The organism is Dethiosulfatarculus sandiegensis, from assembly GCF_000931935.2.
In the GTDB taxonomy this organism is placed as follows: Bacteria; Desulfobacterota; Desulfarculia; order Desulfarculales; family Desulfarculaceae; genus Dethiosulfatarculus; species Dethiosulfatarculus sandiegensis.
Window position 1 is genome coordinate 1 of sequence record NZ_AZAC01000020.1, and the last position, 25,202, is coordinate 25,202.

Sequence of the window (25,202 nt, forward strand, 5' to 3'; positions counted from 1 at the left end):
GGCCAAGGGGCCATAGGCCTCACGCAGGTATACGTAATCTCCACCGGCTCTGGGAAAGGCGGCCCCAAGCTCGCCATAGGTCAGCGAACCCATAAGGGTCAACACCCCTCCCAAGAGCCAGACAGAGAGAATCAGCCAGGCATCGGCTATCTCCGCTGCTATGAATCCGGTAGTGGTGAAGATACCCACCCCCACCACGTTGCCGATCACGATCATTATCGCGTCCACCGGACGCAGCACCTTACTTAAGCCGTTGCCCGCTTCAGACATAGCGTTTCACCGTTTCCAGAGTAATTCTTTAGCGCACTTCAAAGGTGTATGTGGTCTTGAATAAGTTTGTGTCGCAGACTTTCAGATCCTCATACGGAGTGGAATGATTCAAAATAACCAGCCACCAGCCAGGCGCTGAAAGTTTGATCTCAGCCTTACCCTTTGCATCGGTCTTTAACCGCACCGGATAAGAGGAGGCCATTTTGTGCTTCATTTTCAAGCGGGCCTTCTCCTTGGGCGAAAGCTTGGGATCTATCTTGGCTTTGGGAAGATCCTTGGGCGGCTGGTAACCGGCGTAAGTAGCTGTCAACTTGGCGCCCGCCAGGGGAGCTCCCTTAAAAAGCACCTGCACAGGCAGGCTGTCTCCGCTCTTAAGACCTGAGATGTCGACTAAGGGAAGAAGCTGCAACTCCTGATCTTTCGGAGGGGTTTGGGCTTTGGCCGCACTGCCGACCAAAATAGGGGCATTGGCGATCATTTGAAAATGCATGCATGAGGTTACGTTCTGCACCTGTTTTTTATTGCCGCGTTTAAAGCCTTTTTTGGTTCGGCAGAAAAAACCCGGTTTCATCAAGGTTCTGACCAGATAGGCTCCGGGAGCTTTGGGGGTCAGGGTGTAAAGACCTTCGTCTTTTTTAACTAACGGAAAGACCTTGCCGTCCGGACCTACCGCACTTACTTCCTGAAGCATGCCCTCTTTGACCTGCTCATCGATTCTGCTGGCCGGGTAGGAATGACCGAACCCGATCATCACCTTAAGTTCCTGGCCCACTTCAGGGTTATAATCCATAGGCACCAACCACAGGTTATGGGCCAGGGCGGGGACAGCACACAATACCAAGGCCAGGGCGGCCAACCAAATTTTAAGTTTCACTTTGAACTCCTGTCGTCAAGTTGGTAATGGGCCCTCATTAAGAGGGCCCGGTCTCGATCTAAATCAATAGGGTTGTTTGTTGGTAAGGGCATCACCCACATAAAGCATGTGCTGGAACGGAAGCCGCTTATCCCCAGCCTTTTGCAGGATGTCGGCGACTGTGCCGCGCAAAACCCTTTCCTTTGCCGCATAGCCTGCATGAAAGACCAAAGCGGCAGGGGTGTCGGCTGGATAGTGTTTCTGTATGGCGTCTGTGAATTTCTTTAAATTGGTGCGCATGGTGAACAAAACCATGGTGGCCTGATGGCGGGCCATTTTCTCGACGCTCCAGCCCGAGGCCAGCATCACTGAATGGGTTTTTTTGCCTTCGGTCACGGCGGCGGCCAAGGCCGCGTTGGCCGCGTTAAAGCAGCTTATGCCCGGAACCACCTCGGTGGGGATATCCCTGAACTCGGTCAGAACCCAGTTGCAAGGGCCGTAAACCATGGGGTCGCCGCTGTCAAGCAGGGCCACTTTCTTGCCCTTGGCCACTGCCAGGCGCACCATGGCACCCAATTCGGCCTGTTTCTGGTGGTATTGTTCGCAGGTCATGCGCTCGCGGCGGGGTTTTTTATTGACTTTTTTCGGGCATGGCTGGCCGTAAAAGGGGAACAGCCTATGATAGCCTGAAACCACCTTTTTGCCTTTAAGCTCCTCTTTGAAAAGCTCTTGAATGCGCTTGTGGGCAAAAATGACATCCGCCTCTTTGATGACCTTTAACGCCCGCAGGGTGGCCAAATCGGCATCTCCCGGGCCAATACCCACCAGATAGAACTTGCCCTTGCTCTCGGGCTGGGGTGAGGCGTATTGAGCCCTGGCCAGGGTCCGCCCCACATAAACCAAAGAGTGCCGGACATCCTTGCCTTTAAGCTTCTCCTTGATGTTGCCGATGGTGCCCAACACCACGGTCTGCTTATCCGGATAACCAGCGTTGGCCACCACGCTTACAGGCATGTCTTTGGGATAAATCCCGGCCAGGCGGTTCCACAGCTTTTCCATCTTTCGGGGCATGAAAATAGCCATGGTGCCCCGATCGTAATCAACCAGGGCTTCGAGGCTGTCTTTCCCTCCCTTTTTCATGAAAGGCGCTGTGATAACGACCTCGCCCAGGCCGCATTTCTGGGCGGCATTGGCAGCGTTAAAGGAGCTTAAGCCCGGCACCACCTTGGCGTTGATATCGCTCAATTCAAGCACGGTCCAAATGCCGGGGCCGTATATGGTGGGATCACCGGAGGTGGTCATGACCACTTTCTTGCCCTGGCTAACGGCGGAACGAACCTTGGCGGCAAACTCGGCCTGTTTTTGATGAAACTCATCGCAGGTTTTACCCCAGCGCTTTTTCACGGCCTTTGACCCCTCGGGGCATTTTTTACCGTAATAAGGGAAAACCAGTCCAAAACCTTCAATGACTTCCTTGCCTTTGAAGTCGATTTTCGGCTCCAGCATTTTGCGGGTTCTGGAGCTTGTAAAAACTATATCCGCTTCTTGAATGGCCTTGAGGCTGCGCGGGGTTGTCAGGTCCAGTCCTGCCGGGCCCAGTCCCACCAGCTGGTAAGACCCCTTTTGCGCCTGGGCCATGGCCACGGGGGCCACTCCCAACACCAGGCACAGCAAGGCCAATACCAGAATTTTTAGTTTTTTCATTTTGTTATCCTTTCAATTTGCTTATTTTGCCGCCTTACATCGCAAAGGAAAGAGCCACCCCGAAGGTCCGATCTGTGGAGGGGTAGCCGCGGGCGTCTTCATAGGTTTCATCAAAAAGATTGTTCACAAAAAACTTAAGCGAACCGTTTTGCAAAGCGCCCCACTTCTCGAACAACCTTTGTTGGACACCGAAATTCACCAGGCTGTGGGCGTCTATGGCAACCCGCCTTACCACCCATTCGTCCTCGGCGATCTCCTCGGAGTATTCACTCACCTGCTTATCCTGGTACTGGTAGTCCAAAAGCAGGCTGGTGTTTTCAAAGAGCAGATAACGCAACCCGGCCTTGACCCGGTATTTTGCCCTGTCCGAGGCGGTGTCGATACCGGCCAGCTCGTCACCCTGGTTCTCCATGTCGAGATAGGCGTATCCCAGATAAAAGGAGAGATCGCCTGTGATATTGCCGCTGAACTCCAGATTGACGCCTTGGGTTATCATCTGGTCCAGGTTGATCATGTAGTCTTTGCATTCCATGCCGGGCGCCACCTGGTGGGATCTGCTGGGCGTGTATTTGGCATAGGAGCGGTTGTAGGCAATGTAGTCGTTGATGACGTAGTAGGAGTAGTTAAGCCTCATCTGAACGCTGCTGAACAGCCTGCGCTGTAAAATGGCGTCTATACCCACTCCATGTTCCGGGTCAAGATAGGCTCCGGTGGGACGGCCCTGGGGATTGTAAATGCCGTGAGCATCCGGCGCGTGCCAGATACGGCTTACACCCAGGCTCAACGACGTATCACGCAACCAGGGAGCCACATCGTCCATTTCATAGGTCAAAAAGCTTTTGGGAATAATGCCGTCCCAGTTGCGTTCGATCCAGGGGCCTTCGGTGGTGATATAGTTGTTGCTGACCCAGATATTGACATGCTCGTAGCGTAAGCCCAGGGTCAACTTGAGGCGCGGGATAATGGTCCATTCATGCTGCAGGCCGGAGCCGTAGATCTGGTAGCGTTTATGCTTGTCGTCCCGGTCCTCGCCACCGTCTGAGGCCTGCTGACCGTCCAATTCAATGGTTGTCACATGGTTCTCGGCCAGTTTGAATGTGTCCTGAATCTTGGCCCCGCCCTGATACCAGCGTGTGTACCAGTCTGTCCAGACGCCTTTCTTTATGTAGCCGCGATTTTTGTATTCCTCGCCATAGTAGGCCTGGGCCGAGACATCACCAATATTTAGAGGCTGCTGGTAATCCAGGCGGACGCGGTTACATTGGCCGTTCCAACTGGGGTCCTGGTCTATGGTGCGACTGGCTCCGAGTACATCGGGATAGTCGCCGTCATAATCAGACCTGCTGGGGTCATTGACAACCGGGTCGTTACGCTTATTGCTGGAATAGGAACCGGTCACAGCCACATGGCCGCCTGTGGGGATTACATAACCCATGCGCCCCAAAACCGTGTTGACCTCTGCCTCGGTGTTGCGCAGATAGCCGTCTGTTTTGTAAAGCTGATAACCAGCGTCATAGGTGATCTGGCCTGCGCTGCCCCGTGCGAGCAGGGTGTAATTTTGGGTGTTGTATGATTTGTAAGAGCCGGAGACCTTCAGTTCAGGCACCACACTCTTTTGCAGCTTGGGCGCGCGGCTAACCACGTTCACCACACCGCCCAGACTTTTGGCCGGATACAGCGCCCAGTGCGGACCGGGCAACACCTCTATCTTCTTCACCAGCATCGGCGGCAGATAGGCGAAATCCACGATGTGAGAACTGTTGCGGCCACCGGTTTTACGCAGGTCCAAGCCGTTGACGGCCATGGTAAAACGGCTCATGGAAAACGCGCCCATGTTAAAGCTGTCTGACCCCGGCACCAAGTTGGTGGTGTCACGGTAATCGAACAGGATCAGGTTTTTCAGATAATCACCGACGTTTTGGGGCATGTCTATGGTCTGATACTTATCGAGGTCGATCTCCTGCATAGTTGGTTTCAGGTTGACTTGAGCCCCTTCCTCCTTGGCTGTTACTATCATCTGGCCAAGCTTTTGAGTCTCTTTTTTTGCTTTTTCCTGGGAATTGGCTTTGATTGCCCAGGCGGGTAGAGTCAAGAGCAAAGTCATGCTGACGGCCAATAAAATGGAATTGAAGATTTTCGCTCCGCCTTTTCGCTTCATTATCTTCCCCCAATACACACAAATGAATTCAACGTGAATAAAAACAGCTAGTTAACTCAACGAAAAAACGGCCACAAAGATTTCTCCCCTTTTAAAGGGAAAAGACCTTCATGGCCGTTGGTATTGGTAGGCTGCCACCCTTATGGCTTAGTTTTTCAGGGATTGGCTCCGCGGCGGTCAGATCATTGTGCGAAGTTTCGACTAAGCACCATTTTTCGTAATATTTTTTGACGGCCGCCACGGCCTTTTTTACTTGTCCTGCCGGTTAGTTAAAACCGCAGCTCAAAATGAAGACCTGTCACAATGACCAGAGCAAAGACATAAAAAACGGAAATCGCCCAGAACTAATTATGCCGCCTTTTTGCCCTTCTCCTTATAAAAAAGGCGCACCCCTTTTTCTTCATAGGCAAACATTAAATAAACGCCCTGAAATAGGACAGTTATCCTTTTTCGAAAAGGGCGTCTTCTGCTCCATCTGCATCCTCATACGTATATCCCCGTACGCATCGGAATTTCTCGTTGGACAGGTCTTCTGGCTTTCGGTTCGTCCTAGTTGCCGCGCCTTCCCGCCGCCCTTTGGGGAGACAGTGGCTATGCTGCGGTTTTCGCTACCGATTACAGCGGCGGGACCACGTCGGATTTTCACCGACTTCCCTATTAAGCCCTTGGGGCATCCACCGAAATTATGTTGTCTGACCTTATTAAAATAATTAAATAGTGTCAACGTCATTTAAATTTAATAAAAAATAAAGTCGGGTTTTATTATTTACCCAGCAGGTCGACATTTTTTCCAACAAACCGGTCGGCTGGGCAAATAAAAAGCCCGATGTGATTTAAGCTGGACCTACCCGTTTTAAAAAGGCTATTTACTTCAAATATTGATTCATCGAAAGCTGAAGCAGCATTCCAGGCAAAAAAGCCTACTAGCAAGAGCAGGAATATTATTCACACCTGTAACAAATATTTTTTTGTAAGGAGGCGCTAGCGTGGGTCACCCTGGTGTTGAACAATTTCCCAACCCCGGTATAAATGCCCCGTCCTCCAAAGAGGATCTGCTGCGCCGTTTGACCAAGCTGCGTCTGCTCGGCTTTTTTATTTGCCTTTTAATCTTGTGGAACGGAGTCTGTGACCTGATCTACGGTTATTCCCCTGATCTCGGCGGAAGCGACTATTTTTCACTGAAGATATGGGAGACGGTCCGCACTGCGGGCGGACGCTCCCATGCAACTGTGATGCTGGCTCAAACAGCGGGCTGGCTATATCCCTTCTATGCCCTGGCCTATTACCTTTGGTGGGTCGGCATGCGCCCCGCCGGACTTTGGCTCTCCGGCCTGCCCTGCGGCCTTTTGGCCTATGCCATTTTGATGATCGGAGGCATCCAACATTGCGGATGGGCCTTTTTAAGTGTCCTGTCCCAGGCAAAAGTTGTGACCGGATGCACTGACCAAGCCTTTTACAACACAGCGGAGACCTTTATTTTAGAGCACTTTATGTTAGGAGACCTGACCGCATTGGCGGCTTTTTATATGGGCTCCATCTGGCATGCTGGGGCGATTATAAGCGGCCGGACCTCTTTTCCCCGCTGGTTTGTGCTGGTTTCACCCCTGGGAGCATTGGTATTCACCTTGGTTTTGGGGCTTATAATGCCTGCGCCCTGGGCCGGGTTGATATTAGCGCCTTTCGGCACCTGGTTCATGCTTATCCCCTGCCTGGCTGTCACTTTGTGGTTGGGGCGTTTTTCCACCCCCAAACCTGACCAGTTCCCCGAATGAGGAAAACCAGTCCGCCGCGGCACCCTAAAAAAATTCATCTTAAATGATTTGGATATTGCGTGAATCCAGTGATGTGCAAGGGCTTTGGCAGACCGAGGTCTGCCAAAGCCCTGTTACTGACGCTCGGATTGAATCAGCACCGCTTTGCCGGCTAGAAGTTAAACACCTTGGCCTCGGCAGCCATGTCGATAAGGTGCGGCCCGCCGTCCAACTGCATGTTCGAGAAAAACTTCGCCTCGTCCATGTTGCGGTTCTTGGCGCAGGGTGTGCAAATGCCCGTCTTGACTTCCTTTTCCACCAAAAACGGCAGATAGTCCTGGGGGCAGTCGCCTGTGATGGTCTTGATGGAAAGATCCCTCTCCTTGTCCGCCCAGTTCACCCCGCTGTCAATAAAAAACATGTCCACATGATGCCCCTTGTCAAAGGCGATCTTGGCAAACTGAAAGCACCGGGTGGCGGCCTCGTTGTCATCCTTACTCAATACAAAAAGAAAATTGGCCATGGTCCTCATCCATTTTTGACGTGAATAAAAGATTACCTGTCCCAAAAGGCAACCGCTTCACACTATACCCTGTTACCAACAGGATATTAAGGGAAAATTTATGAAGAAAAGGTTAGGAGAACATTTTCGCCTACTTTTTTATGAGATTACATAGCGTAGTTTAACAAGCTAGAAGTAACTCTGAAGTTCCTTTTGAGCAAGAGGGTAAGGAACCCATAAAGTCAGCTCTAATTAAAGATAAGTTACTCATTTTAGCAAACAAAGGTTGCAAAATTTTTCAGTGTCAAATCAAGACCTTACACACCTATACATCCAATTTAGATATTCCCTTATTTTTTTATTACACCTTTTATAAAAACATATCTACAGGTTAAACACTCTACAATCAGATAAATTTCAATTATGCAAAGCATAAAATTAAGAAAATATTTGCTATTTATAAAAATATTCTTTAAAATTACATAAAAGTTTGGGGTACCTATATAAAAAATTAAATCAAAACTGAATACATAGAACTGAATCAAGCTTGGAAAGCAATAAAATTTATTTACATAATTGTTATAATTTTTGTCAAAAATTTTTATATAGTCATATTTAAACCCTACCGACACCAGGAAATAAAAACTATGCAACTTAATTCGGAGGAAATAGCATAATATTAATTACCTCCAATATATAACTAAAACCTGACAAATATTCTTTTATCTTTCACCTTAAAGAACTTTAAAAAGCATATTAATTTGTCGGTAATATAACTTGAAAAATTTAAAACACTATGCAGGAAAAAAACAAAACCGATTTATCTCACGAAGTATTCAATGAGCTTCCGCGCTACATAAATTTCTACGACCAATTAGCTTATGGAACATTTCGATTTATTACGCAAGGCACGCATGCCTTTTGTAATATAGATTCTTATGTTTTCTCTTCAGTTCAAGGCACCGTAACATCAATAAAAATAGTATTAGAACAAGGAAGAATCAATGATGCCTATGCACTTTTGCGTAAATATTTCGACTCAGTAGTGATAAATATTTATACAAATCTTTACATTCAAGCCAAATTTAGTATGAAAAATTTAATCGTTGAACAAATCAATCGATGGATACAAGGTAAGGAAAAACTGCCCCCATATCGCAAAATGTCTCAATACATCTATTCCTCAAATATTGTTAAAACTATAACAAAATTGATTCATAAAGACACTCGCTATAAAGAGATAAGAGATCGCTGTAACGATCACACACATTACAATTTTTACAAATACATACTACTAAACGATTGCGATATTTATCTACCAGAACGAAAAAAGCACTTCGATCTCTTTTTAACTGATTTCCGGAATATCTTCATTATGCATATTGCCTACCTGTTTTTCATAAACGGGCATTACATGATGTCAAGTGATTACCTTGATTCATTAGATTGCGGTGTAACACCAGACCCAGACTCACAATACTGGGTTGCGCCATTTATCCAAGAAATCTTCGACCACCCTCTCTCTGAAGTAAGGCCTGATATAGCTATTAAGATTCGCGAACACACCGATATGTATTTAGCCGATTAATTTGTTTATTTTTACTCAAAATAAAGTCATTACTTCATAGGCCTTCTCTGCACAATCCCCTTTTCCCCCAATCCCCGGATAAAAGTATTGATTTTTAGCGGCATTGGGCGGATAACCTGTTTGGCTGAACTTGAAGTTAAGAAATCCAAACCTAAAAAGCACTTTAACTATGCATGACAAGATTATAGATACGGTTATCATCGGGGCGGGCATAAGCGGGATTTATGCGGCCTCTCTTTTGGAAGAAAAGGGTGAATCCTATTATGTGCTGGAGGCCCGGGACCGGGTTGGCGGCAGGATTTTGAGCCCGGATTATGAGGGTTATTGCACAGACCTGGGCCCTTCCTGGTACTGGCCGGAGATCAACCCCAGGGTCACCAGGCTTATCCATGATCTGGGGCTCACCGGATACCGCCAGTATGACACCGGCTACGGGCGCTACCAGACCTCAACCGGGATAGTCAAGACTGTTTCCGGTTTTCCCACCGAACCTCAGAGTTGGCGGGTAAACGGGGGAATGATCTCCCTGGTTAAGGGCTTGGAGCAAAAGGTCCCCCAGGAAAAAATCCTGCTCAACCACCCGGTCTGTGAGATTGAAAAAAAAGAAGACCACGCGCTTATCAGCGTGGGGGTGCTGGGTGAAGAACCCCGCTGCCAATTCAAGGCTTCCAGAATTTTCCTTGCCCTGCCCCCGCGGCTGGCAGCCTCGACCATACTTTTCACTCCCGACCTGTCGCACCAGCTGACCCAGGCCATGCTCAGGACCAACACCTGGATGGCCGGGCACGCCAAATTCTTTGCGGTTTATGAACAGGCCGATTGGCGCAAGGCGGGCCTTTCCGGCCAGGCCTTTAGCGAACGCGGCCCCATGAGCGAATTGCACGATGCCGCCAACAGCACGGAAACCATTTTCGGGCTGACCGGCTTTGTGGGGGTTCCGGCCTTTTACAGAAAAGACAAGGAAAAAGTAATTGAAGCGATCCTGGAGCAGCTGGAACTCCTGTATGGAGAAGGCGCGGGCAAGCCTGCCAAGGTGTTTTATAAAGACTGGGCCTATGAGAACTTCACCGCCACAGAGATAGATCAAAGGGCTGCTCACGAGCACCCCCTATACATGCCGCCAAGGGGCAGAAACTATATGTGGGGCGGCATGGTGGTATTCATGGGCACCGAGACCTCGCAAGAAATGGGCGGCTATATTGAAGGCGCTCTGGACAGTGCGGAAAAGGCGGTCCACCAGGCTTTTGCCCTTGCCCAGGCCGGGTGAATGCCCTTGAAACTGGATTAGGGCTTTTAAATTACACCTCACCCCCAAGTGCACGGCTTTTGTATGTCTGCCATTCCCCCGGGTGAGTTTGCTTGATAAAACAAGCCGGTCGGCCAAAACCAGATTATTGCCGACCGGCTCGAATAAAGTCACACAAGACTTTGCGGGCAGGCTGCAAGTTAACATCACAGCAAGGCTTATCTGACTAGCCCAAACCGTCTACTGGTGCATTTTAGCGATACCCCCTCACTTGGATTCCAAAAGCTTAATCACCTTTTGCCTTTGCTGCTTTTGGTAAAGTTTTTCCCTGCTTCGCGGCGTCCTTGCCCAATCCAGGGCGGTTTTATTATCTTTATCGCGAAGTTTGGTGTCAGCGCCGTGGGCAAGGTAAAACTCGACCGGCTCAAGCCAGGCCATTTTGGCGGCGTTCATCAAAAGGGTTGTGCCTGCTTTAGAGATGGGGGCATTGATATCGGCCCCCTTATCAAGCAGATATTCAAGCATTTCCTTGGCCCCGGGTTTGAATTTTCCGCCCTTGGTCTTAAAGGCGATTTTCCAGATGGCCGTTTGCTTATCAACCGGCACACCGGCTTTCACAAGCACAGGGATAACCTCTCGCCAGTGCTTGAAGTTGCTTTGAGCCTGGGCAAGGGCATTATCCCCGGAACGGTTTTGATAAGAGAGGTCACCGCCGCGCTCTATGACGAGTTTAACCATTTCGGCTGTGCTTAAATTAGCCGCCTTTTGCAATAACGGAGCGCCGTAAACATATATATTGGCATCCATTCCCTTATCCAGATATGCCTTCACGGTTTTCACATCGCCGTGGTTAAGCGCCTTGATGATCACCCTTGAATCCGCTTTATTCAGGCGGTTGCCGGATTTGCCGGGGCTTTTTTTAGTGGATCTGCCGTAGGTTTTTATCGGCGTGGTCCGAACCACCTTTGGGCCACTGGCTGTTGAGCCGGTCTTTGCCTTGGAAATGCTCCTCTTTGCACTCTCCCTGGCGGGTTGCTCAATCCTGAACTTGACTGCGCCCGTTTTATTGATCCTGAAATCACAGATGGTGATTTTGTGACCAGGGGGGAATTCCCAAGTCTTGGTTTGGCCGTTTGTAATGGTTATTCTTTTTTCAAACAATTTGTCCTTGCAACTGCCCTTGCACCCGGAAAAAACAAGCTCGGAATCCTTGGCATCCTGGCTGTCACCGGTTACTCTGACCATTAATTTTCGATCTGAATAAACAAAAGCTCCCCTGCCTCCGGCTGAATGGAGGTAACCTTCCTCGAGTTTACTGTCTCGGGAAAACTTAAAAGGATCCTTGGCGTTTACAACCGTTGCATAGATCAAGCCCTTTTCAACCCGGATGTAAACCCATTCGGTTTTCTTTTTCTTGCTGACCTCAACTTTTTTTCTCTGCCAGTTTTTAGTGAAATCAAAAGGTTGGGGTTTAATATCAGCCTGTGCCGCATTTTGGGGAATAACTTTATAAGAACCGGTTGATGATGAATAGAAATTGCGCAACTCAATAACAACCGGCCTCATTGGGTCCACCTTGACCCTGATCTCACCGCCTTCACCGATGCGCCTGCCCCAGGGGGCCTTGCCTTGAACGGTTTGTTTCACAGCAGGCAAAGCGGCAAGGGCCTTTTTTCTTGCCTCCCGAGGGTCAGGGGCCTTGCTGAACCCGGCGGGAATATTCAAAGAGGCGGTATCCACCGATCCCGGCTTAATATTGCTCAGCAAAAAGCGGGTGTCACCGGTATTGATCTTTATCTTTACCCGGCGGTCATTGCGCCCGCTCACCATATGGGCTTTGATGGGAAAGGAATCAAGCTCAAGGGCATACCATACGTCGGCAAGTTTAAAATCTTGGTCATAGTAGGCGTAATGGTCACAGAGGAATCCGGAGACCTTTTCCGAACCCACCTTTTTGGAAGTGGCAACCTTTTTCAACTGCTCAATCCCCTGGAAAGGGTCAAGCATAAAGGCAAGGAAACTAAAGCTCTTAACTTCCTTGTAAGTCTTTGTTTGCGGATTAAAAAGCCGGGTTTTACCGCTTTTTTTATCCACCATAATAATGGCCTTACCTGATTTGCCCTTTTTTTGGGTAACGCTTAAGTCCATCCGATATCCCCTGGGATGCACCAGTATTGTGCCCACAGCCTTGCTGTTGGTAATTTCTTCTGAAATATCGGCGGTAAATTCAACTGCCCAGGCCTTGTGCGCTCCGCATAAAAACAAAAAACACAGAACAAAAGAAATAAGGGCTTGTAAGCATCGAGTATTTTTGATTTTCATTTTTTCACCGAATCCTTTTCCACTACTAAAATACTTTGGGGTATGTGGCATCAGACAGTTACGGTTATGATGAAAGTCAAATTTCAAACAATTCAGACACGTAGTAAAAAAGTAATGTGAAACTTATCCACACAAGGTTTTTATTTGCATTTTAGGTTTTTAAAAATACACCGTCAATATTTAGGCATTTATTCCAAACAAAAGTTTAACCTACGCCTATTTGCCAACAAGTTGAAACTATGCGGGCACTTCACAAGTATCCAACAGAACCTCGGTCTTAAGCTATTATTAAAAATATATTATAATATCAAATATTTAAATACATGCCTTCAGTAATCAAAAACCCAATAAACAGCCCCCCCAACACAGCATAATTAAAATCCGCTTCAATATATTACAAAATTATTTAAACATAAAAATTATTCAATCAGGTATATTATATTGACTTTTCCTTTACTTACAGGTTTCGAAAAAGGGAAAGACTCGAATAAAAAATCAGTACCTCGGCAGTTCCATTTTCTCACCTCGGCGCGAAATGTATCCAAATTGACGCAAATGGTGATTTCTTTTTCGACCGGAAACCGGGATGATAAAAAAATAGAAGTATTGCGCAGGGTTTTACCTGACAAAACCAAAGGGGGACCAAATGTTTAAGCTAAAAGTAAACGGAAAGGTTCACCAGGTCGACTCATCTCCGGAGACCCCGCTTTTGTGGGTTTTGCGGGATGATTTGGGATTCACCAGCGTTAAATACGGGTGTGGAATCGGCGAATGCGGCTCCTGCACAGTGCTCATAAACGGTAAGGCGGAAAGGTCATGCAGCATTACTGCCGAAAGCGCCCAGGGCCTGGAGATAACCACCATCGAGGGCCTGCCCGAGGATCATCCGGTCAAGCGGGCCTGGATAGCCGAGCAGGTGCCCCAGTGCGGCTATTGTCAGCCAGGCATGATTCTGCAGGCGGTTGATGTCATAAAGAGCAATCCCAAGGCCTCCAAACGGGAGATGGCACAAGCCATGGATGATGTTATGTGCCGATGCGGGACCCATGCCAGGGTGCTTAAGGCCATGTCCATTGCAGCCGGCAAAATGGGCGACAAGGGAGGTGCGACATGAAAGCAGGCATAACGCGCCGTCTGTTTTTAAAAAGCACCGGTCTGGTGCTGGCTGTGGCGGCCAGCCCTACGGGGATTCGTCTGTTCAATCCCGCCGTTGCCCGCGCCGAGGGTAAAAATTTCAAGCCTCACGCCTTTTTGGAGATCGCCCCAAATGAAACCGTGATCATCTGGGTGGGGCAGACGGAAATGGGCCAGGGAACCCACACCGGGCTTCCCATGGTGATAGCCGAAGAACTGGGCGCAGACTGGCAAAAAATAAAGATAAAAATGGCCGGGGCCGGTGAGGCCTTTAAAGATCCGGTAAACCATATGCAGGTCACCGGAGGCAGCACCAGCATAAGGCACCGCTGGGACATGTTGCGCCAAGTCGGCGCAGCGGCGAGGGAGATGCTTATCCAGGCAGCGGCCAATGAATGGGGGGTTGCCCCCTCCCAATGCAAGGCCCACAAGGGCAAGGTGCTGCATCCAAACGGCAGGAGCATAAGCTTTGGGCAATTGAGCCAAAAGGCAGCCGCCCTGCCTGTGCCGAAAAAACCCGAGCTGAAGCAGGCTAAGGATTACAACCTGATAGGCACCAGCCCCATGCGGGTGGATATACCGGAAAAGGTGGCGGGCAAGACAGTCTTTGGCTTTGATTTCAAGGCGCCGGGCATGTGTGTGGCTGTGGTGGCCCGAGCCCCGGCCTATGGAGCCAAGCCTGAATCCTTTGACCAAAGGGCGGCCATGACCGTCAAGGGGGTTATCTCCGTGGTGCCGCTTAAGGACAGGGTGGCGGTCTGCGCGGAAAACACCTATGCCGCGCTTAAAGGCAGGGAGGCCCTGGCCATAAAATGGACCAAAGGCTCTCATCCGGACTTGGACGACGCCAAACTGAACAAAATATATCAAGAGGCATTGGCCAAGTCCGGGGCTCCGGCCTGGCCGGTGGGTGACGCCAAGGCTGCCCTGGCCCGGGCCAATACCAGGCTAAAGGCAAATTACAAATTCCCCTACCTTTCCCATGTCCCCCTGGAGCCCATGAACTGCACGGCCCAAGTGGAAAAAGACCGCTGCCGTCTCTGGGCGCCCACCCAGGGCCAGACCATAGCCCAGAAAGTGGCGGCCGGGATAACCAAGCTGCCGCCGGAAAAGATCGAGGTCATAACCCCCTATGTGGGAGGCGGATTCGGCAGGCGCATAGAATGGGCCGTATTGACCGATGCCGTTCTTCTTTCCCAGGCCATGAAACGCCCGGTAAAGGTTATCTGGACCAGGGAAGACGATTTCAAGCACGACTTCTACCGCCCGGCCTGCCACACCTATGTGGAAGGCGGCCTGGACTCCCGGGGCCGCATCACCTCCTGGTTTCAGAAAAACGCCGCCTCCTCCATCATGCAACGCCTGTTTCCCCGGGCAGTGAAAAACGGGCTGGACCCAACCGGGGTGGAGGGAGCAGGCAACATGATTTACAACCTGCCGAATCGGCTGGTGGAATTCATCCTGCTGGACCTGCCGATCCCGGTTGGCTTTTTACGCTCAGTGGGCCACACCTATAACATCTTCACGGTTGAAAGTTTTATGGATGAACTGGCCGCGGAGGCGGGCAAGGACCCTCTGGAATTCCGCCTGGCCTATCTGAAAAAAGGCTCCAGAGAAAGGCGGATTCTGAACCTGCTGGGCCAAAAAGCGGGTTGGGGCAAAAAACTGCCCAAAGGCAGGGGCCTTGGCCTGGCGGTGAGCACCTGCTATGAATCCACTGTGGGACATGTGGCCGAAGTATCGGTGGACTTAAAAACCGGCCAAGTGAAGGTGCACAAGCTGGTGGCCGCCCTGGATTGCGGCACTGCGGTGTTTCCCGACGCGGTAAAGGCCCAGATTGAAGGCGGGGCGGTGATGGCGCTCAGCATAGCCTTTAAGGAGCGCGTATCCTTTGCCAAGGGCGGGGTGGCCACCGCCAACTTTGACGACTACCCCCTTTTGACCATGGCCGATGTACCGGAAATCGAAGCGCATCTTGTGGGAAGCGGCGGCAAGGCCGGAGGCGTGGGCGAACCTCCCATACCCACTGTGGCCCCGGCTGTGGCCAACGCCATATTCGCAGCAAGCGGAGTGAGGTTGAGGGAGCTGCCTTTTGACACCCAAAAGCTGAAAAAAAGCTAAACATTAATGACGGTCAATCCGGCGCCCACTGCCAGACAAACCTTGACAACCCGGAGGTATTGGTGGATTTTATAGGCTGAATAACGGTCAGGCGCCCGCAAGGGCTTAAAAGAGAAGCCGGTGAAATTCCGGCGCGGTCCCGCCGCTGTATCCGGGGACAGAAGCCGCAAAAAAGCCACTGAAGGAAACAACTCCCTTGGGAAGGCGCGGCAAGTAGGATGATCCGGGAGCCAGAAGAACTACCGGCCGTGTAACTCCCCCCGTCAGAAGGGGAGTGATGCCTTTTGCCCTTTTCGAACTAAAAAGGGCGGGCGCATATTATTTGGGAGGCCAAGCTAAACTGGGTGCAACCCCCCGGTCCTTATCAGGGACCGGGGGTTTTTTTATGTCTAAAGGAGACTTGATGCCCCTCCTGGGAAGGCGAAATAAGCGGGGTTGTTTTGGGTTATTTACGGCCCTTTTGGGATTGATCCTGGCGGCCGGGCCGGTCTGTAGTGCCGCGGCCACCCCGGAGCAAACCGGCAGAGGACCGGAAAACAGGGGCATGCGCCTGTTTACAGACGACTTAAAGCGCACCCGCAAAATACCGAAACAAATAAAACGGCTGGTTGTATTGAGTGGCCCCGCGGTTGAGGTGACCTGGGCCATGGGCAAGGGAGACTTGATCGTGGCCCGCTCTGAGTGGGCCACCTGGCCGCCGCAAATGAAAAAACTCCCCTCTCTGGGTTCCATCATACGCCCCAACCAGGAGCTGATCTGGGAGCTTAAGCCCGATGTAATAGTTGCGGATATGCATTTCAGGAAAAGTGCGCCTTTTATGGAGCGCATGGGCGTGCCGGTGGTTTTTCTAAGCGCGGTTCATGTGGAAGACATCGGCGTACTGGTTGAAAGAATGGGCAGGCTTTTAAACAAGCCCAAACGGGCCCAAGAGTTGAGGGCCTTTGTGCAAAAATACATGAATGCCGTCAAAAAACCTTTACAGGGCCTCAAGCCGCAAGAAAAGCCGCGGGTCTTTCACGGCTCCGGCCGACAGCTCTATTTCACCTCATCCTCCAAATACGGACGCAGGGTGATAGACGAGGCTGGGGCGATCAATATCGCCGACAGCCTGCCTTTTTACTGGCAGCAGGTCTCCCCGGAGTGGCTGGTGTGTGAAGACCCGGACTACATGGTCTTAAGCCCCAACCTGGCCAAATACAGCTATGAAGTGCCTGAACGAAAGGCAATGAGCTCCCTATGGGAACACGCTGCAAACAGGCCGGGGATTCGCAGCATGCGCATTACCCGAGACAATCATCTGTATTTACTCAACGCGCGCCTTGGCTATGGCCTGCGCTCCTTTATAGGCGCAATTTATATGGCCAAAATCTTTCATCCGGATTTGTTCCCCGACCTGGATCCAAAGCAGATCCATGCCCGCTTTCTGGAAAAATTCTATGGCCTCAAACTGGAAGGGAGCTACCTCTACCCATGACCTCGTCCGCCCAGGTTTCATCTGAGACCGACAAACCGGCCTTTGGCCGCAACGCAGTGATTCTACTGGTTATCCTGATCTGCATTTTGCTGGCCGGATGTCTGGCCGCCTCCCTGGGAATTGCCTCGGTGGGCATGGTCGAGGTGGGGCAAAGCCTTTTGAGCCTTATCTGGCCCCAGTCCGCTCCACCGGGCGGTGCGGATATCGTGGTCTTTGACCTCAGGCTGCCCAGGGTGCTTCTGGCCCTGGTGGTGGGCTTTTCCCTGGCGCTTAGCGGAGCGGCGGCCCAAGGGGTTCTGATGAACCCCCTGGTCAGCCCCTTTGTGCTGGGGGTTGCTCCGGGAGCGGCCCTGGGTGCGGCCCTGGCCCTGGTGCTGGGGGTGGGGCTCGGAGATGACGGGGGCAGGTTTCTGGTGGTGGCAAACGCCTTTTTCATGGCCACCTTGGCCATGTTTCTGTCCTACGGAATCTCCATGGTGAAAAGGTCTTCCAAGGAGACCATCATCCTGGCCGGCGTGGCGGTGGGCTACATCTTTTCGGCCCTGGTCTCCATATTGGAATACATCTCCCGCGAGGACACCTTGCAGGCCCTGGTTTTCTGGCTAATGGGCAGCCTGTGGGAGGCCAGCTACCAGTCGGTTGTGATCATAGGCATCATAGCCTTTATCGCCTTTTTAGTTCTGATGCGGCTCTCCTGGGATTTAAACGTGCTCAGCGCGGGCCAGGAAGTGGCCCAAAGCCTGGGGGTCAGGGTCAAGGGGGTGCGCCTGACAGCGCTTTTGATCAGCGCCCTAACCACTGCGGCGGCGGTTTCATTCTGCGGGATCATAGGCTTTGTGGGGCTGATGGCTCCCCACATGGCGCGGGTCCTGGTGGGCACCGATCACCGTTGGCTCTTGCCCACGGCCGGTCTCCTGGGCGCTTTGATGCTGGTGGTGGCAGACACCCTGGCCCGCACCCTGGTCTGGCCGGTGGAGATTCCGGTGGGCATAATGACCTCCCTGGTGGGAGGGCCGTTTTTCATATACCTGCTCTGGAAACGAAAAAGGGATTGGTGGTCATGACTCTAGTCACACATAATTTGGGCTTCTCCTATGGCGGGAAGCAGGTGCTCTCTCAAATAGAGATGGAGCTCTCCCCCGGGCGCATGGTCTGCCTGGCCGGCCCCAACGGATCGGGCAAAAGCACTTTGTTGCGATGTCTGGACCGCATTCTGCGCCCCAAACAAGGGCAGGTGCTGATCGATAATCAGGACATTAAAAGCCTTGCCCCGCGCGAGCAGGCTCGCCGGGTGGCCTATGTACCTCAAAGCGCATCACAAAACTTGCACTTCACTGTTTTTGAAGCGGTGATGATGGGCAGGAAGCCCTTTTTGGACTTCCGGGTCAAGGAAGATGACCGCCGGGAGGTGCACCGGGTCTTGGCCATGATGAACCTTAAGGAAATGGCGGATCGCTTTTATGACGAATTGAGCGGCGGTGAGAGGCAAAAGGTTCTGATCGCCCGCGCCCTGGCCCAGGGCAGCCAGATCCTGCTCTTGGACGAACCCACCAGCAACCTGGACCTGCGCTATCAACTGGAGGTGGCCGAGCTGCTGACCCGTCTCAAAAAGGAGCATAACCTGATCCTGGTTTTGGCGCTTCACGACCTCAACCTGGCGGCCCGCTATGCCGACCATGTGGTGATGCTCCACCAGGGTGGAATCTTTGCCCAGGGGTCTGCGGCCGAGGTCCTGAACCGGGAGAACATCCGGGTGGTATATGGGGTGGAGGCCCGGGTTTATATGGAAGAAGACGGCCGCCCGGCAGTGAAGCCCCTCAGACCGGCGGCCTAGCAGGCTTACCGAGACCCGTGCAGGGTGCAAGGTTCGGTGACTGCCTGGCCGGGGCAATGGGGTGAAACAGAAAGCGCTTGGGGGGATCAAATAAGGGAGTGCCGCCGGTCGGCCTGCTCAATTTCATCCAGGCCCGCCATGTCTGCATAAAGCCCTCCCGCCTTCATAAGGGTTTTATGGTCGCCGTCCTCCAGCAGCTTGCCGTCTTGCATGACGATTATGCGCTCGGCATGGCGGGCGGTGGAGAAACGGTGGGCCACCAGAATCGTGGTGCGCCCGGCCATGATCCTGGGCAGGGCCTGGTGCACCGCCTCCTCGCTGGCCGGATCCACCTGGCTGAAGGCCTCGTCCAGGATCAGCACCCTGGGATCTCCGGCCAGGGCCCTGGCCAGGGCCACCATTTGGCGCTGCCCCTGGCTCAGAAGCCGCCCACCCTGGCCTATTACGGTCTCCGACCCCTGGGGCAGTTCGTCCAGCCATTGACTCACTCCGCTGATTTCCAGGGCCTCGCCCAGACGCTTTTGGTTTACTTCGGGGCGTCCCAGGCTGACGTTTTCGGCCAGGCTGCCGCGGATAAGGAGGCTCTCCTGGCTGACCAGGGCCATGGAGCGGCTTAGTTCCTCGGGAGCCAGATCAGCCAACTCCCGGTCGCCAAGCATAATCCGCCCGGCCCCGGGCTTATAAAGGCGCAGAGCCAGGTTGACCAGGGTGCTTTTGCCGCTGCCGCTGGGTCCCACCAGGGCCAGGGATTGGCCCCGGGGTATGTATAAATCCAAGTCCTTAAACACAGGCGTGTGGGCGCGGTAACCGAACTCCACTCCCTTAAACTCCAAAGCCCCGTCCTGCAAAGAAAAGACAGCCGATGCCGGGGAGCGTTGAATTTCGGGCTCATGGCTCGACATAAGTGTAAGTATCCGCTCGGAACTGGCTAAAGCGCCCTGCAGTAAATGGTATTGTTCCGCCAATTCGCGCAAGGGGAGCATGAACAACTGAAAATAGGCGATAAAGGCCACCAGGGTTCCCAGGCTGAGCCGATCCTCCATGACCCAGCCTCCGCCCTGCCAGATGATCAGGACCACAGCCAGGCTGCCCAGCAGTTCAACCAGGGGCAGAAATACGGCAAAGAGCTTTACCTGGGCCATGCCTGCCTTGAAATGGTCGTGGTTTAATCGCTTCAGCCTGCCCAGAACCGCCCATTCCGCGCCCAAGAGCTTCACCTGACTGATGCCGGTTATCGTCTCGCCCAAAAGGGTGTTGATGCGGCCCACCAGGCCTTGGGTCCGACGAAAAATCTCCCGGGTCAGAAAAGAAAGCCGCCAGGCCGACAAAGCGACCAAAGGCCCCAGGGCCATACAGATCAAAGCCAGTTTCCAGTCCAGGTAAAGCATCATTGCCGACACCCCGACCAACATGAAAAGCCCCCGAAAAAGCCCCACTAAAAGCCCCCGGAAAAGTTCCACCAGGTTCTGTACATCATTGTTGGTCCGGGTGACCAACTTACCCAGGGGATTGGCATGAAAAAAGGTCAGGGGACGGGCCAGAAGGTTTGCGTAAAGCGCCATCCTGAGATCATAAACCATGCCTTGCCCGGCCTTTTCCAGGGCCATGGTTTGAAAATAGCTCGCAGTGAGAAGGCTAAAGCCCAAGCCCGTGAAGATAAGCGCCCATATAATCAGCCAGCGCAGATCCTCTCCGCGCAAAATATCCAGTTGCTTAGGGTTAAGTCGGCCAAGCTGTTCAACCGTTATGAACAGATCATCTCCCGCCCTGGTGAACCATGCGGGGTGTTGCCTGGCCAGGGCGTGGGCTTCCGGGCTGGCAGGCGCTCTATACCAGTCCTCCCGGCCTGCTGCGCCGCTTTGGCGGACCCGGGAAATCAGGGCCGGGTCCAACTCCCGCCAAAGGCTTTTGGATATCCACCACCCCCCTGCCCCGGCCTTTCTCTCTGCAAGCGGAATGGCCCTGGCCACCTCTTTTTCCAATTCCGGGCCCAAAAGGGAGACTTCAAAGCGCTGGTAATAGGGCACCAGGTGACGATCTATGGCCAGCCGGGTGACATAGGGCATGGCCAATTCCAGCCCGATAAGAATCACAATCAATAGCGAGGCCAACAAAACCAGCCTCAGGTGGGGACGCAAATATTTATAAAGACGCTTAAGGATGCCTAAATCTCTGGGACTGCCGAGCCTGTCCCCCTCAAGATAGCCGTAATCGTATTCCCCCATCAGTTCTCCCCCAGCTTGCTCAATAACTTTTGCCTCTGCGTCAGTCTGCGGTAAAGCGAACTAAAGGAGAGCAATTCTTCATGTGTGCCGCGCCCTGCCAGTCGGCCCTGGTCCAGCAGCATAACTTCTCGGGCAACACCCAAGGAACTGGGGCGATGGCTCACGATAAGGGTGATCTTGCCTTGCCGGTGCCCAATAATCCTTTGCAGGATTTCGGACTCTGCCAAAGGGTCCACGGCAGACAGAGCATCATCCAAAAGTAACACCGGCAGTCCGGGCAAAAGGGCCCGGGCAATGGCCAGGCGAGCCTTTTGCCCCCCGCTCAAGGTGTGCCCATGCTCGCCCAATTCAGTCTCCAGGCCTTGCGGCAGGGCCCGGATTTCATCGGCCAGGCCCACCAGCCTAAGCACCTGCCAAAGCTCCTCCGGACCGGCCTGAGGCGCTGCCATGCGCAGGTTTTCCCTTACCGTGGCCGAGAAGACGAACGGTTCCTGGTTCACCAGCCCCACCAGCCCATGCAATTCAGGCAAAGGGATCTCTGTCAAATCGCGCCCACCTAAAAATATGCTCTTAGGCGGGGCGGGATACAGCCCTGCCAAAAGTTTCAGCAGGCTGGACTTGCCGCTGCCCACCAGGCCGGCCAGGGCGGTTATGCCCCCGGGGTTCAAATCCAGATCCAGCCCGCAAAGAACCGGCCTCTCCTCGCCGGGATAGCTGAAGCAAAGCCCTCTGGCCGACACCTTGGGTGTGAGGCCGTTGCGGCTTGTCTGGCAAGGCTCCGCAAGATCCGGGCCTTGATATATTTCCTGTAAGCGGCTGCCGGAAGATCTCGCCCGCTGGTACAGGTTTATGAGGTAGCCCGAATAGACCAGCGGGGTTTTCATCATGACCACATAGGCGGAAAAGGCCACAATATCTCCCGGCGATATGTAGCCCAATACCGCGAGTGCGCCGCCGGCCCCCCACACCACGCCCTGGCTCAAATGGGTTACCAGGTTCATCACCGGCAGGTAGAGGGCCGACACCTCAGCCAGTTCAAGATTCCGGCGCTTATGCTCCCTTGAGAGTTCGGCAAACCCCTGCCGCTTGGCCCGGGCCAGATTGTGCACCTTGACCAAACGTATGGCCCCCATGCAGTCATGGGCCTCTTCACTGAGGTCTGAAAACGAAGACTGCACCCTCTGGTGGCAGTTGTGGAACAGAATGCTTTGTCTTCTGGTAAGCCAGGGGATGGAGAGAACCGGCAAGGCGGCCAGCAGGGTGAGGCATGGGCTGAGCCAAAGCATATATAAAACAGCCAGGGCCAGGGTGAGAATCGAGTCCCAGGCCGCCTGCACTCCATAACCCGCAGCCAGACGCAGGTTGTTCAAATCATAGGTGGCCCGGGCCATGATCTGGCCTGCGGTCTGGCCATCGAAAAAAGATTGGGATTGGGCCAGAAGACGCATCCCCAGACTGTCGCGCAGGTCGCGCTCAACCCGGCGTCCCAGAGCCATGAACAGGGGCCTTCCCAGCATGCGTAGAACGGTCACTAAAAGCGCCAACCCGGCCAGGGCTCCGGCTATATGGAGGAGGCTTGCGCTATCGGCATTGTCCAGGGCCAGCTCATCCACCGCCTGTTTTATAAGTTGGGGCGAATATAAATGGAGGACATCCATTAAAACAATGGAAAACAGCCCCCCGGCCACCAAATGCCATCGGCGGCGAATACTGTCTAAAACCTCTTGCCAGACTCCACGTTTAACGGGCCGCTCAGATCGTGGCATACTCCACCACTCTTTTCATTTCAAACGAGCCCCCCGGGATATGGAATACGGGTTGAATTCCGCCATGGAAAAGATGCACGTACTCTTCAACCTGACCATGGAGGTATCGCGCGCGCTTCCGGTGGTTAGCGCCGGATGCGGTTTATGTATCAAGCCGGACGGGAATCCGTCCGGCTTGAATAGTAGCTAGAACTCGAAAGTCAAACTGAGATGGTAGGAACGTTCGGCCTGAGGATAGCCGCGGTTCCACTCATAGGTGTCATCGGTAAGGTTATAGATGTTGAAAGCCACCTTCCAATTGTCAAAAAAACTGTATGAGGCCGAAAAATTCCAGAAATCAAAGGTTTCTTTTTCCATGATGGCGGTTGGATAAACATCATAATTCTGAATTTTCTGCGGTCCCACCACCACGTAGAAAATATTGGCGGCAAATCCCTCATGGGCGAAGCTCAACCAGGATTTAACCTCATACTCGGAGACGTAATTCAGGTCATCGCCGGTTTCTTTGTCCGTATACTTGGTATTAAAGGTCATCCGGCTGTGCAGGCTGAGGTTGGGCGTCCAATCAAAAATATTGGAAAGCCTGATATTGGCGTTGACATCCACTCCGGCGATCTCGGCCTCGCCCAGGTTTACATAGGTGGTCCACAGCTGGCCGGCATGTTCCACCTGTTTACTGGCCTGCACTATTTTGTCTTCATAGTCGGTGTGCCAATAGGTGACTTCCAGATCGGCGTAGTCGTGGAACACATCAAAACCGAGGTCCCAGGTGAGGCTTTTTTCCGGATTCAGATCAGGATTGCCCAGGTAGCCCCTGTCATTGGTATCGCGGTATTGAGCCGTGAGCTGGTCCGGACTCGGGGTTTTAAAGCCCGTGCCCACATTGGTGCGCACCCTGAAAAGATCATCCAGTAATTTATAGGCCGCGCCGGCTTTGGGCGAGAAATGGTCAAAAGTCGCCGACTTTTGTATAAATTCATTGTAATCGCCGGTATCGGGCTTCTTGGTCTGGAGGTCAAAGTAGTCATAGCGCATGGCCAGGACGAAATTCAGCTTATTATCCAAAAGGCTGATGTTGTCCTGGGCGAACAAGCCATAGGTGTCATACTCCATGCCCGGAGTATAGGGAGCGGCAGGCTGATAGTTATTGGTGCCGGATGATTCCTTTTCCAGCTTCTCAATGGTGAAACCGGCCACCAGATTGCTCCAGGAGCCGAAATTCAGGTTAAACTGCTGGTCCAGGCCAATGGTTTTATCTGTGTATTTAACTGTGGTTGCATCCGGGTCAGGGTCGCCGTAACGCCAGTGGTTGCGATCCCAAAGGTAATAAACCATGGTGCGGACATTTAAGAAATCGTCCTTAAAACTGCCGTTGTATTCCAGGTCGCTGTAGCCGTGGCTCTTGACGTAGCTCTGGCCGGAGTCATAGTAATGTGAATAGGTTCCATTGGCCCACCCGGAAGAACCGCCGTTAATATCGGAGTAGTTTCCGCCCCAGCGCAGATTTTGCTTGGGAGTGAAATCATAGGTTCCGTTCCAACCGAAATTCGCAAATCTGTAAGCCGTGTTGTGGACTGTCCCATACTCGGGAACCTCAAAATCACCCTGACTCAGGTAGCTTGTATTGAGATAAAACTTGAATTTGTCGTCCACCTCGCCGCCGCCTGAGAGGCCGGTTTTAAGATAGTCGAAGCTGCCGAATTCGGCCCGTATTTTACCACCCAAGGGGCCGTCGCCCTTTTTGGTGATGAGGTTAATGACGCCGCCCATGGCTGCCGAGCCGTAAAGGGAGGAATAGGGGCCTTTCAGGACTTCAATGCGCTCGATACGGTCCATGTCGATTTTGGCCGCGTTGCCGCTGCCCACCCTGTGACCGTCCACCAGCATCAGCACATACCCCTTGATATCGTCTCCATGGGCCTCCATACGGAAACCGCGGATGCCGACAGAAGTGAGCACGCCGTTGTATTTGGTGATGTGGCCGGTGACGTACATGGAGATAACGTCGCCCAAGTTATCAAAACCAGAGGCCCGGATCTCTTCGGAAGAGATGGTCTGCACCGGCACGGTCACATCCAGAATCTGCTGGTCTATCCTGCCGGCCGTAACGGTTGTCGCAGCCATTTTGCTCGATTTTTTATTATCTGACTTCGCTTTCTGAGTTTTTCCCGCCGCCCAGGTCGGGGACACACTGCACAACAATAATGCCAGTACACAACATAATAAACGTAGGCGCATCTACCAACTTCCTTTC

17 protein-coding genes and 2 riboswitches are annotated in these 25,202 nt (G+C 52.4%); of the genes, 8 read left to right on the top strand and 9 right to left on the bottom strand.

What is annotated here, in order from left to right:
* The 4 genes from X474_RS14450 to X474_RS14465 all read right to left on the bottom strand — a co-directional run.
* A partial coding sequence (locus X474_RS14450) for an amino acid permease (protein WP_044349905.1) occupies window positions 1-270 on the bottom strand: 270 nt, incomplete at its 3' end.
* A gap of 28 nt (window positions 271-298) precedes the next feature.
* The gene (locus X474_RS14455; protein WP_044349906.1) at window positions 299-1,144 is read right to left on the bottom strand and encodes a DUF4198 domain-containing protein; all 846 of its coding nucleotides are present in this window, start codon (window positions 1,142-1,144) and stop codon (window positions 299-301) included.
* A gap of 63 nt (window positions 1,145-1,207) precedes the next feature.
* Window positions 1,208-2,827: an SAM-dependent methyltransferase gene (locus X474_RS14460; RefSeq protein ID WP_044349907.1), complete on the bottom strand. Its 1,620-nt coding sequence runs from the start codon at window positions 2,825-2,827 to the stop codon at window positions 1,208-1,210.
* A 34-nt stretch (window positions 2,828-2,861) separates the two neighbouring features.
* On the bottom strand, window positions 2,862-4,985 hold the full coding sequence (locus X474_RS14465) for a TonB-dependent receptor (RefSeq protein WP_044349908.1): 2,124 nt from the start codon (window positions 4,983-4,985) through the stop codon (window positions 2,862-2,864).
* A gap of 505 nt (window positions 4,986-5,490) precedes the next feature.
* A riboswitch (cobalamin riboswitch) is annotated at window positions 5,491-5,678 on the bottom strand.
* A 293-nt stretch (window positions 5,679-5,971) separates the two neighbouring features.
* Here X474_RS14465 and X474_RS14470 point away from each other — a divergent pair.
* Window positions 5,972-6,757 carry a hypothetical protein gene (locus X474_RS14470; protein ID WP_197282118.1) on the top strand — a complete coding sequence of 262 codons (786 nt, stop codon included), beginning with the start codon at window positions 5,972-5,974 and terminating at the stop codon, window positions 6,755-6,757.
* Between the two features lie 151 nt (window positions 6,758-6,908).
* On the opposite strand, the gene X474_RS14475 is transcribed toward X474_RS14470, so the two are convergent.
* The gene (locus tag X474_RS14475; RefSeq protein WP_044349909.1) at window positions 6,909-7,259 is read right to left on the bottom strand and encodes a DsrE family protein; all 351 of its coding nucleotides are present in this window, start codon (window positions 7,257-7,259) and stop codon (window positions 6,909-6,911) included.
* A gap of 775 nt (window positions 7,260-8,034) precedes the next feature.
* Between X474_RS14475 and X474_RS14485 the strand changes: the two genes are divergently transcribed.
* A complete protein-coding gene (locus tag X474_RS14485) occupies window positions 8,035-8,826 on the top strand; it encodes a hypothetical protein (protein WP_044349911.1) in 792 nt (263 codons plus the stop codon).
* A gap of 169 nt (window positions 8,827-8,995) precedes the next feature.
* On the top strand, window positions 8,996-10,093 hold the full coding sequence (locus X474_RS14490) for a flavin monoamine oxidase family protein (RefSeq protein WP_044349912.1): 1,098 nt from the start codon (window positions 8,996-8,998) through the stop codon (window positions 10,091-10,093).
* A gap of 246 nt (window positions 10,094-10,339) precedes the next feature.
* Here X474_RS14490 and X474_RS14495 read toward each other — a convergent pair whose 3' ends face one another.
* The gene (locus tag X474_RS14495; protein ID WP_044349913.1) at window positions 10,340-12,394 is read right to left on the bottom strand and encodes a DUF4412 domain-containing protein; all 2,055 of its coding nucleotides are present in this window, start codon (window positions 12,392-12,394) and stop codon (window positions 10,340-10,342) included.
* Between the two features lie 646 nt (window positions 12,395-13,040).
* On the opposite strand from X474_RS14495, the gene X474_RS14500 reads away from it, so the two are divergent.
* The 5 genes from X474_RS14500 to X474_RS14525 all read left to right on the top strand — a co-directional run bounded on the left by X474_RS14500 (window position 13,041) and on the right by X474_RS14525 (window position 18,957).
* Window positions 13,041-13,508 carry a (2Fe-2S)-binding protein gene (locus tag X474_RS14500; protein ID WP_044349914.1) on the top strand — a complete coding sequence of 156 codons (468 nt, stop codon included), beginning with the start codon at window positions 13,041-13,043 and terminating at the stop codon, window positions 13,506-13,508.
* Window positions 13,505-15,649: a xanthine dehydrogenase family protein molybdopterin-binding subunit gene (locus X474_RS14505; RefSeq protein ID WP_044349915.1), complete on the top strand. Its 2,145-nt coding sequence runs from the start codon at window positions 13,505-13,507 to the stop codon at window positions 15,647-15,649. Before X474_RS14500 ends, X474_RS14505 begins: the two co-directional genes overlap by 4 nt.
* A 72-nt stretch (window positions 15,650-15,721) precedes the next feature.
* A riboswitch (cobalamin riboswitch) is annotated at window positions 15,722-15,910 on the top strand.
* Window positions 15,911-16,052: 142 nt separating this feature from the next.
* A complete protein-coding gene (locus tag X474_RS14515; RefSeq protein WP_197282119.1) occupies window positions 16,053-17,123 on the top strand; it encodes an ABC transporter substrate-binding protein in 1,071 nt (356 codons plus the stop codon).
* A complete protein-coding gene (locus tag X474_RS14520; RefSeq protein WP_044349918.1) occupies window positions 17,120-18,187 on the top strand; it encodes a FecCD family ABC transporter permease in 1,068 nt (355 codons plus the stop codon). The genes X474_RS14515 and X474_RS14520 overlap by 4 nt, the downstream gene beginning before the upstream one ends.
* Entirely contained in the window at window positions 18,184-18,957 is a 774-nt protein-coding gene (locus X474_RS14525) for an ABC transporter ATP-binding protein (protein WP_044349919.1), read from the top strand. The genes X474_RS14520 and X474_RS14525 overlap by 4 nt, the downstream gene beginning before the upstream one ends.
* A gap of 86 nt (window positions 18,958-19,043) precedes the next feature.
* On the opposite strand, the gene X474_RS14530 is transcribed toward X474_RS14525, so the two are convergent.
* From X474_RS14530 to X474_RS14540, 3 genes are all read right to left on the bottom strand, one after another.
* Complete coding sequence (locus X474_RS14530; RefSeq protein WP_044349920.1) at window positions 19,044-21,182, bottom strand: ABC transporter ATP-binding protein; 2,139 nt, start codon at window positions 21,180-21,182, stop codon at window positions 19,044-19,046.
* Window positions 21,182-22,948 (bottom strand): ABC transporter ATP-binding protein, encoded by a 1,767-nt coding sequence (locus X474_RS14535; RefSeq protein ID WP_082464384.1) that lies wholly within the window; start codon window positions 22,946-22,948, stop codon window positions 21,182-21,184. Before X474_RS14535 ends, X474_RS14530 begins: the two co-directional genes overlap by 1 nt.
* A gap of 186 nt (window positions 22,949-23,134) precedes the next feature.
* Window positions 23,135-25,072 carry a TonB-dependent receptor plug domain-containing protein gene (locus X474_RS14540; protein ID WP_044349922.1) on the bottom strand — a complete coding sequence of 646 codons (1,938 nt, stop codon included), beginning with the start codon at window positions 25,070-25,072 and terminating at the stop codon, window positions 23,135-23,137.
* Window positions 25,073-25,202 lie beyond the last annotated feature (130 nt).